7 protein-coding genes are annotated in these 7,735 nt (G+C 65.6%); 5 read left to right on the top strand and 2 right to left on the bottom strand.

Going from position 1 to position 7,735, the window contains the following annotated elements; genetic code table 11:
* Nucleotides 1-325 precede the first annotated feature (325 nt).
* From DVS29_RS30745 to DVS29_RS30725, 4 genes are all read left to right on the top strand, one after another.
* Nucleotides 326-1,333 (top strand): helix-turn-helix domain-containing protein, encoded by a 1,008-nt coding sequence (locus DVS29_RS30745; RefSeq protein ID WP_164708025.1) that lies wholly within the window; start codon nucleotides 326-328, stop codon nucleotides 1,331-1,333.
* A 171-nt stretch (nucleotides 1,334-1,504) separates the two neighbouring features.
* Entirely contained in the window at nucleotides 1,505-2,092 is a 588-nt protein-coding gene (locus DVS29_RS30740) for a DUF4865 family protein (RefSeq protein WP_164708024.1), read from the top strand.
* A 199-nt stretch (nucleotides 2,093-2,291) separates the two neighbouring features.
* Nucleotides 2,292-2,981 (top strand): HD domain-containing protein, encoded by a 690-nt coding sequence (locus tag DVS29_RS30735; RefSeq protein ID WP_118184297.1) that lies wholly within the window; start codon nucleotides 2,292-2,294, stop codon nucleotides 2,979-2,981.
* A 376-nt stretch (nucleotides 2,982-3,357) separates the two neighbouring features.
* The gene (locus DVS29_RS30725) at nucleotides 3,358-3,555 is read left to right on the top strand and encodes a hypothetical protein (RefSeq protein ID WP_118184295.1); all 198 of its coding nucleotides are present in this window, start codon (nucleotides 3,358-3,360) and stop codon (nucleotides 3,553-3,555) included.
* Between the two features lie 28 nt (nucleotides 3,556-3,583).
* Here the strand turns inward: DVS29_RS30725 and DVS29_RS30720 are convergent, their stop codons facing one another.
* Nucleotides 3,584-4,378, bottom strand: a complete 795-nt coding sequence (locus tag DVS29_RS30720; protein WP_118184294.1) for a sulfite exporter TauE/SafE family protein — start codon at nucleotides 4,376-4,378, stop codon at nucleotides 3,584-3,586.
* Between the two features lie 33 nt (nucleotides 4,379-4,411).
* Nucleotides 4,412-5,491 carry an EamA family transporter gene (locus DVS29_RS30715; protein ID WP_118184293.1) on the bottom strand — a complete coding sequence of 360 codons (1,080 nt, stop codon included), beginning with the start codon at nucleotides 5,489-5,491 and terminating at the stop codon, nucleotides 4,412-4,414.
* Between the two features lie 267 nt (nucleotides 5,492-5,758).
* Here DVS29_RS30715 and DVS29_RS30710 point away from each other — a divergent pair, with 267 nt between their 5' ends.
* Entirely contained in the window at nucleotides 5,759-7,399 is a 1,641-nt protein-coding gene (locus DVS29_RS30710) for a tetratricopeptide repeat protein (protein WP_240655871.1), read from the top strand.
* Nucleotides 7,400-7,735: the final 336 nt, after the last annotated feature.

The raw sequence follows: 7,735 nt of genomic DNA, 5'->3' as shown, positions 1-7,735 counted from the left end.
CTTCATGACTGTGGGACCGTTCCGTGAGCTTCTTTCTACAACGTCCTCGGCCCCGTCAGCGATGACTGCCGAGCCGAATAAATCAGCGTTTCCTTAAAAGCGTGCATTTGTCATACGTCCTGTTTAAGAGCGGCCAGTTTTCTTTATCGATGCCGCGGATGTCAGACGTGTACGCGCTAAAGACTTGTCTGTCATTGCGCACTTATTGCGCTAAAGCCCTTCACTGGTGTTTATCGCTTCACGCGGCGGACGAATGGCGCGTTATACTGCCGCGTCGAGCCGAGCCCGCTCCCTGCGCACAACGCAGTTCACGCGTCGCACGCTTATGCCGATCCAGGTCTATACCACCGATACCGTCGCTGTGCACGAACGCTTCGACTACTGGCGCGAAGCGTTATGCCGCAATTTCTTCGGCATGACCGCGGACCTCCCGCGTCCGGAGCGCGACGGCTTTTGCGGTTGCATCCGCACCAAAGCGCTGGGCGACAGCGCGCTCACCCATCTCACTTCACGCCGCTATCTTGGCCGCCGTCGCGAACTCGATGTCGAGGACGCGCCCGGCCATTCACTCTTCCTCTACCTTCAGCGCAGCGGCAGCGCATGGTTCGACACGCCGGACAAAGGGCGCATCGTGACAGAGACGAACGATCTGGCGATGGCACATTCCGATCTGCCATTCGTCACCGGGCCGCAAGGCGGCCAGCACTTCGATTTCCAGATCCTGACGATACCGTTCAGCCGCGTGCAGACGGTCTCGCACGCGCATGGCGCGCCGCCGCTCGTGCTCGACCAGCAGCGCGGCATCGGGCCCTTGCTCAGGACCTACCTCGAAGCCTTTATCCGCGAGGCGGATCACCTGGACGGTCTCGCGCTGGACGTCGCACTGCAGACGCTCGCGAATCTCGCGGCCGTCGCCTACGGCAACGTCGCAGCCGAAGACGACACGGGCCGCGATGCGATCCGCCGCGCGCGTCATCAACGCGTGCTCGATTTCATCGAGCAGCATCTGCAGCGACCCGACCTGTCGCCGGGTTTTGCGGCGGGCGCACTCGGCATGTCGGTGCGTCAGTTGCATGCGCTGTTCGAATCGACCGGCACGACGTTCGCGCGCCGCGTGCGCTCGCGGCGTCTTGCACGGGCGCGCGCGATGGTGATGCAGGATCGCGACGCGAAGATCACGTCGATCGCGTTCGCTTGCGGGTTCGAAAGCCTGACCACGTTTCACCGCGCTTTTCACGCTGAATTCGGCATGTCGCCGCTCGAGATGCGCCATTCGATCGGCCGTGAGTTCAGGGTGTCGCGCGAGCATGGCGTGGTGACGATCGACGAATAGCGGCTCGTTTTATTGTCGGTGCGCTCCGTAGACGCCTGGAGACACGTCACCGGCGACTACGAACGCCGACGCCCGCATGCTGCGACCGCACATGCAAGAATGCATCGATGCATGCGGCAAGCGTTTTTGCCGCGGCATCCAGCACTCTGCATTCAGCATCCGGGAACCGCCATGCTCATCAAACAGTACTCGATCAATCTGCCGGCCGAATACGACATGTCGGCCATCCGACGGCGTATCGCGGAACGCTCGGCGCCGTTCGACGACCTGCAGGGACTCGGCGCGAAGGTGTTCCTGATCCGCGAGCGCGGCGTGTGCGGCGCGCAGGGCAACCAGTACGCGCCCGCGTATCTGTGGCCCGACATCGAACCGATGTGGAACTTCGTCGCGGGTGATCTGTTCGGCGCCGTCGTCGACGCGTTCGGCTGGACGCCGATCTCGTCGTGGCTCGGGCTCGCGTTTTCACGGCGTCGCGATGTTGCGTTCAGCACGGTAAAAAGCGTGTCGCGCGAGTTCGCGCGCATCAAGCCGGAGACGAGCCTCGCCGCGTTGCGCAGAAGCGAGATCGCGAACACGCGCGAGATGGTCGCGACCACCGATCACCTGGTGGCGCGCGTGGTCGGCGTGAACATGGAGAACTGGTCGCTCGTGTGCTTCTGCTACTGGAGCTGCGAGCAGCGCGAATTGCCCACCGGCAGCTGGAGCTATGAAGCGGTGCATGTGTCGGCGCCGGGTGTCGCGCGTCTCGTCGAAACCTGAAGCGCCCGAGCTTGCACACGCTGCGCTGGCTGGCAGCAGAGCGCGTGCCGTTGGCAGCTTTCGACGGCTCCTTTCGATTGCCGCACACCTTCCGCCCACGCAAACTTCTGCTCATGACGTCACGCATCGCCGGGCCACCGGCAAGCCATGCCAGGCCATGATGCGCGGCCCCTCATTTTTTCGTAGAGGAGCATCGACCGTGAGCAACCGCATCGCAGGCATCCCGATCCCCGACAGCCAGATGGCGCGCGACGCCACCCAGCTCGTGCGCGACACCGAGTCCGACCTGCTGTTCCATCACTCCACGCGCGTGTTCCTGTTCGGCGCGCTGACGGGCGAACGCAAGGGCCTCGTCTACGATTCCGAGCTGCTCTACATCGGCGCGATGTTTCATGACATGGGCCTGCAGGCGCCGTACAGCAGCACCGCCGAACGCTTCGAAGTGGACGGCGCGAACGCCGCGCGCGATTTCCTGCGCAGCTATCGCATCGGCGAAGACGAGATCGAGCAGGTGTGGGATGCGATCGCACTGCACACCACGCCCGGCATTCCGCAGCACAAGAAGCCAGTGGTCGCGCTCGTGACGGCCGGCGTGGAAATGGACGTGCTCGGCCTTGCCTACGACGAATTCACCGCAGAGCAACGCCGGCTCGTCGTAGCTGCGCATCCGCGCGGCGAAGGCTTCAAGGAAGGCATCATCGATGCGTTCGCGCGCGGCACGATGCACAAGCCGCTGACGACGTTCGGCAACGTGAAGGCCGACGTGCTGGCGCTGAAAGACCCGCAATATCGTCGGCTGAATTTCTGCAGCATCATCCTCGGCTCCGCGTGGGAGGACACGAATCACGACCACGGGGCGTGCCGTAATCCAGCGCATCAGCATCGCTGAATCGCGCGTGCGCGCTTGCGCAAACGCGCGGAAATACGCTTGTTGCAACAGGCACGCAAGAAGTGGGATTTGAAAAAACGACCGTCCGGAGGCGTCGGTCGGTATGCAACTGTGAGCAACCGCGACCGCCCAGTCACGCGTCAGGCAGCGACCGCTTCAGGCCATCGTGCAGCGCCGCAACGTTGCCTTCGCGCGACGTTTCGAAACGGCTCGAACGCGTTGCGAGGCCTTGCACACACAGCGGTGGATGCGCTGCCACAGAGCCGCGATGAACTGTGTGCCAGGCCGCATTCTGGCATGCGCCTTGCAAATACATTGGTAGCCAATCGTTATCCAGTTACGGGTGGCAGTCGCAATGAAGCGTAAGGTGACAGACATGAACATCATCGAGATCGCCAGACAATCGGGCCTGCTGGTTCTGCTGGACGCGAAGATCGGCCGTGAGGAATATCACAGCATCAGCGGTTCGCTGAACTCGCTGGAGCGCTTCGCCGCGGCCGTGCTCGCGGGCAGCGAGCAGTCCGCCGACGAATGCGTGCCGGCGCTGATGACGGTGCCGGTCAAGACGCGTTAAAGCGTAGAGCAGCACCGCGTTCGGAGCTTTACAGCACGCCCGACTTCCAGATCATCTGGGCCGCCGCGCCCAGCACGAACAGCAGCACGACGACCCGAAACGCCGCCGGCGGCAGCCGGTCCCGCAACGGCCTCACGAGCAGCATGCCGACGATCACCGGAATGCTCGCCGCCGCCGAAATCGCCAGATCCAGCCCGTTCGCATGCGCGCCGCCGCTGAACGCCACGATCAGCGTGACCACCGATACCACCAGAATGATCGCGATCCGCTTCGTGAACTGACGCCCCGATGCGCCGGTGGCGATCAGATACATCGCGAGCAATGGCCCCGGCACCGACGCGACGCTTTCCATCAGCGCTGCACCGAAACCGAGCACGAAACCCACCGGCTTCGCCCACGCATCGGGCAGCGTGAAGCGCGGCGACGCGAGCAGCAGCGCCACCGCGACGATCAGCGTCAACCCGGCCGCGGCCTGCGCGCGATGCGGCGGCAATGCGATCAGCACCATCACGCCGACGATATTGCCGAGCACCGTGCCGATGAGCGGCGCCGCGATCTGGCGGATCGTCTTCAGCATTTCGCCGCCTTCGAACGCCTGCGGAATGTTGCCGAGCACGATCGGCATCGACAGCAGCAGCACCGCCTGCTTGATCGGCAGGAAGTGGCTGAGGATCGGCATCGCGACGAGCGGCACGCCGATGCTGACAATGCCCTTCACCATGCCGCCCAGCACCAGCGCGGCGACGATGCCGGCGAGCGCGGCCGCGCTCAACGCCTGCAGGCTCGGACTCAGAAGGCCCTGAGAAAGACTGATATCGAACATGAACGGATGGATGACAGTGAACGTGCGCGCGCGTCAGTGACGATGCGAGTGCCGGTGATGGATGTCGGGAAAATGCGCGTGGCGATGCCGCAGCGGCGCGTGATGATGCGGATGCGTGTGCGGCTCCACGCCGTCCCACGGAAAGTCATGTTCGTGCTGATGGTGTGCGTCGTGCACGTGGCGATGCGTATGATCGAGCGCGTCGTGATCGTGCTCATGCTCGTGGCGCTCGGTCAGATGCAGCCACACGCCCACGGCCATCAATGCAGCCGCGGGCCAGAAACTCCATGACGTCGCCTCGCCGAGGAGCGCGATCGACACCGCCGCGCCAATGAACGGCGCGGTCGAGAAGTACGCACCGGTGCGCGCGCTGCCCAGATCGCGCAGCGCCAGCACGAACAGCACGAGGCTCAGCCCGTAGCCGAAGAAGCCGGTCAGCATCGCGGGCACGACGACGTGCAGCTGCGGCCAGTGCGCGCCGATCGCGAACGCGAGCGCCGTGTTGGTCGCGCCGGCAATCAAGCCTTTGATGCCGGCAAGGAACAGCGCGTCGGACGCGGACACCTTGCGCGTCAGGTTGTTGTCGATCGCCCACGCGAGGCACGCGCCCGCCACCGCGAGCGGCCCGCGCCAGTCGCCGGCCGAACTGGCTGCACCAGTTGCGCCATCCGGCATCGACAGCAGCACGCCGCCCGCGACGATCAGTGCCATTCCCGCGATCACGCGGCGATCCGCGTTCTCGTGGAAGACGACCCATGCGAGCACCGCGGTCAGCACCGCTTCGAGATTCAGCAGCAGCGAAGCGCTCGACGCGGGCGTGGATGCGAGCCCCAACATCAGCAGCAGCGGCCCGAGCACGCCGCCGAACAGGATCGCGCCGACCAGCCAGACCCACTCGCCTGCGCGCAGTGCTGGGCGCCGCCAGCCGCGGTCGCGCGCGATCCGCACGATCGCCAGGCCCAGCCCGCTGCCGAGATACAGCAGCCCCGCCAGCATGAACGGCGACGTATCGCCGACGAGCCGTTTGGCGAACGGCGTGCTGATGCCGAACAGCGCCGCGGCGGCGAGCGCGGCGAGCATCGCGTGGCGATGCGAAGCGGTCGTGGAGCGCATGATGAGGCGGGACGGGAAAGCGGGTGAAGGCGCAATTCTCTCATGCGCGCCTGTCAGGAAGGTGTCGGATGCCAGCCAGGTGCGAGCGGGTGCATGCAGGGTTCGGCGGCCCGCGGCGAACCGGCCACGGCAACAATCGGCCCGATCGCGGTCGAAATGAAGACCCAGCCTGACGCTGCGCCGCAGTATGATCGGCATGAAGCTGGAAGACGCTCCGCATCCAGGCCGTCGCGTCCCGCCGTCGTCATTGCCTTCAAGAACCGTTCGATGTCCGACACAAATCCGCTCCCCGCCGCGGAGATGGTGCAAGCCTTGCTGCATTTCCTGCACCGCGTGCTGGAGGCCGAGCATCAGCAGAACGCCGATGCTCGCGCGCTCTGGCTCGAAGCCGCGACCACGCTGCATCCGCTCGACGCACGTTCGGTGGACCGGCTGATGCTCGCGCTGATCACGCACCGGCAGCACGACGACGCGGTCAAGCTCACCGGCATGATCGCGCAGCTCGATCCGAAGAGCGCGGCGGCGCAGGCGCGGCTCGGTTATGCGCTGCAGGTCGCGAACCGGCCGCACGATGCGCTCGCGCCGTATCGGCGCGCGCTCGCGATGGACCCGAATTTCCGGCATCTGCGCAAGAATCTCGCGATCGCGATCCACGCATCGGGCGGCAATGCGATTGACGAGATGACGCTGCTCGAGCACGCGGTCATCGCCGACCCGAAAGACGCGGGCGCGTGGATCAACCTCTCCGACGCCGCGCGGCGCTGCCTGAATCTCGAACGCGCGCTGTCCGCCGGGCATCATGCCGTCGAGCTCGATCCGCACAGCGCGGCGGCACGCAACAACTTCGCGCAGGCGCTGAAGGAAGGACAGTACTGGGACGACGCCGAGCAGCAGTTCGCGATCGCGTGCCGGCTCGCGCCGAACAATGCGTCGCTGCACACCGCCCTCGCCGCGCTGCGTCTGTTGCGCGGCAACTTCGAAGCCGGCTGGCCGGGCTACGAGGCGCGCTGGCACGACGCGGACAACATGCGGCGCGCGCCGCTGCCGGTGTTCCCCGCGCCGCGCTGGCGCGGCGAGCCGCTCGCGGGCAAGACGCTGCTGGTGTGGGGCGAACAGGGCATGGGCGATCTGCTGCAGTTCTGCCGCTTCGTGCCGATTCTCGCGGAACGCGTGCATCGCGAAGGCGGCGCGCTGACCTGGGATGCGTTCCCGCAGATGGGCGCGCTGCTCTCGCGCAGCTTCGGCGAATCGATCGACCGCTACAGCGGCGCGAAAGACGTCGCCGCCCTGCCGCCGTTCGACTACGAACTGCCGCTCGTCAGCATCCCGCTGATGCTCGGCACGCGCGAAGCAACGATCCCATCGCACGTGCCCTACCTGCATGCGGACCGGCGCAAGGTCGACGCGTGGCGCGAGCGTCTCGCCGCCGAGCCACGGCTCAAGGTCGGCCTCGCGTGGACCGGCAGCCGCGGGCACGGCCGCAACCGCTTTCGCAGCGTCGGCTGGCAGCGCTATGCGGCGGCGTTCCGCGAGACGGTCGACGCTGCGTTCTTCTCACTGCAGCCCGATGCGCAGGACGATATCGCCGCGGCCGCGAACGCCGGTCTCGCGATCGCCGATCACACGCGCGAATTCGCAAGCTTCGACGACACCGCCGCCTATATCGGCGCGCTCGATCTGGTGATCACGGTCTGCACGTCGGTCGCGCATCTGGCGGGCGCGCTCGGCCAGCGCACCTGGGTGCTGCTCGACGTGAACCCGTACTGGCCATGGATGCTCGAACGGCACGACAGCCCCTGGTATCCCACCGCGAAGCTCTACCGGCAGAGCACCTTTGCGGATTGGGACGACGTGCTCGACGAGGTCGACGGCGACCTGCGGGCGCTCGCCGCTCAGGTGCGTCGATAAGTGCGCAGATAAAAAGCGGGGCCCTGGCGGAGGGCCCCGAAAAAACGCACCGATGGGTGCGTTCACACGGACGACGCGTCTGCATCGCGCAGACGCGAGTCTTCACCAGCTGCAATCCATCGCTCACACGTTCCCACTTTTTCGGTGCTTTCGCACTCGCATCATTTGATTCGGCTTCCTGAACGAATACGCCGGAGAGCCGGTTCGGCATCGGCGCAAACCTGGGCCGAACGTCCCGGATAGTAGGACGACACGATGCTGCGCACAAGCGCATTTCCCGCGCTGTTTCACTGGCCGTTTCATCAGCGACGCACAGCGGTCGATTGTTGACGAATG

The sequence above is a fragment of the Paraburkholderia phosphatilytica genome (genome assembly GCF_003443895.1).
Lineage (GTDB): Bacteria > Pseudomonadota > Gammaproteobacteria > Burkholderiales > Burkholderiaceae > Paraburkholderia > Paraburkholderia phosphatilytica.
The sequence above is the reverse complement of the archived record's forward strand: the minus strand, read 5'-3'. Positions and strand labels throughout refer to the sequence as shown.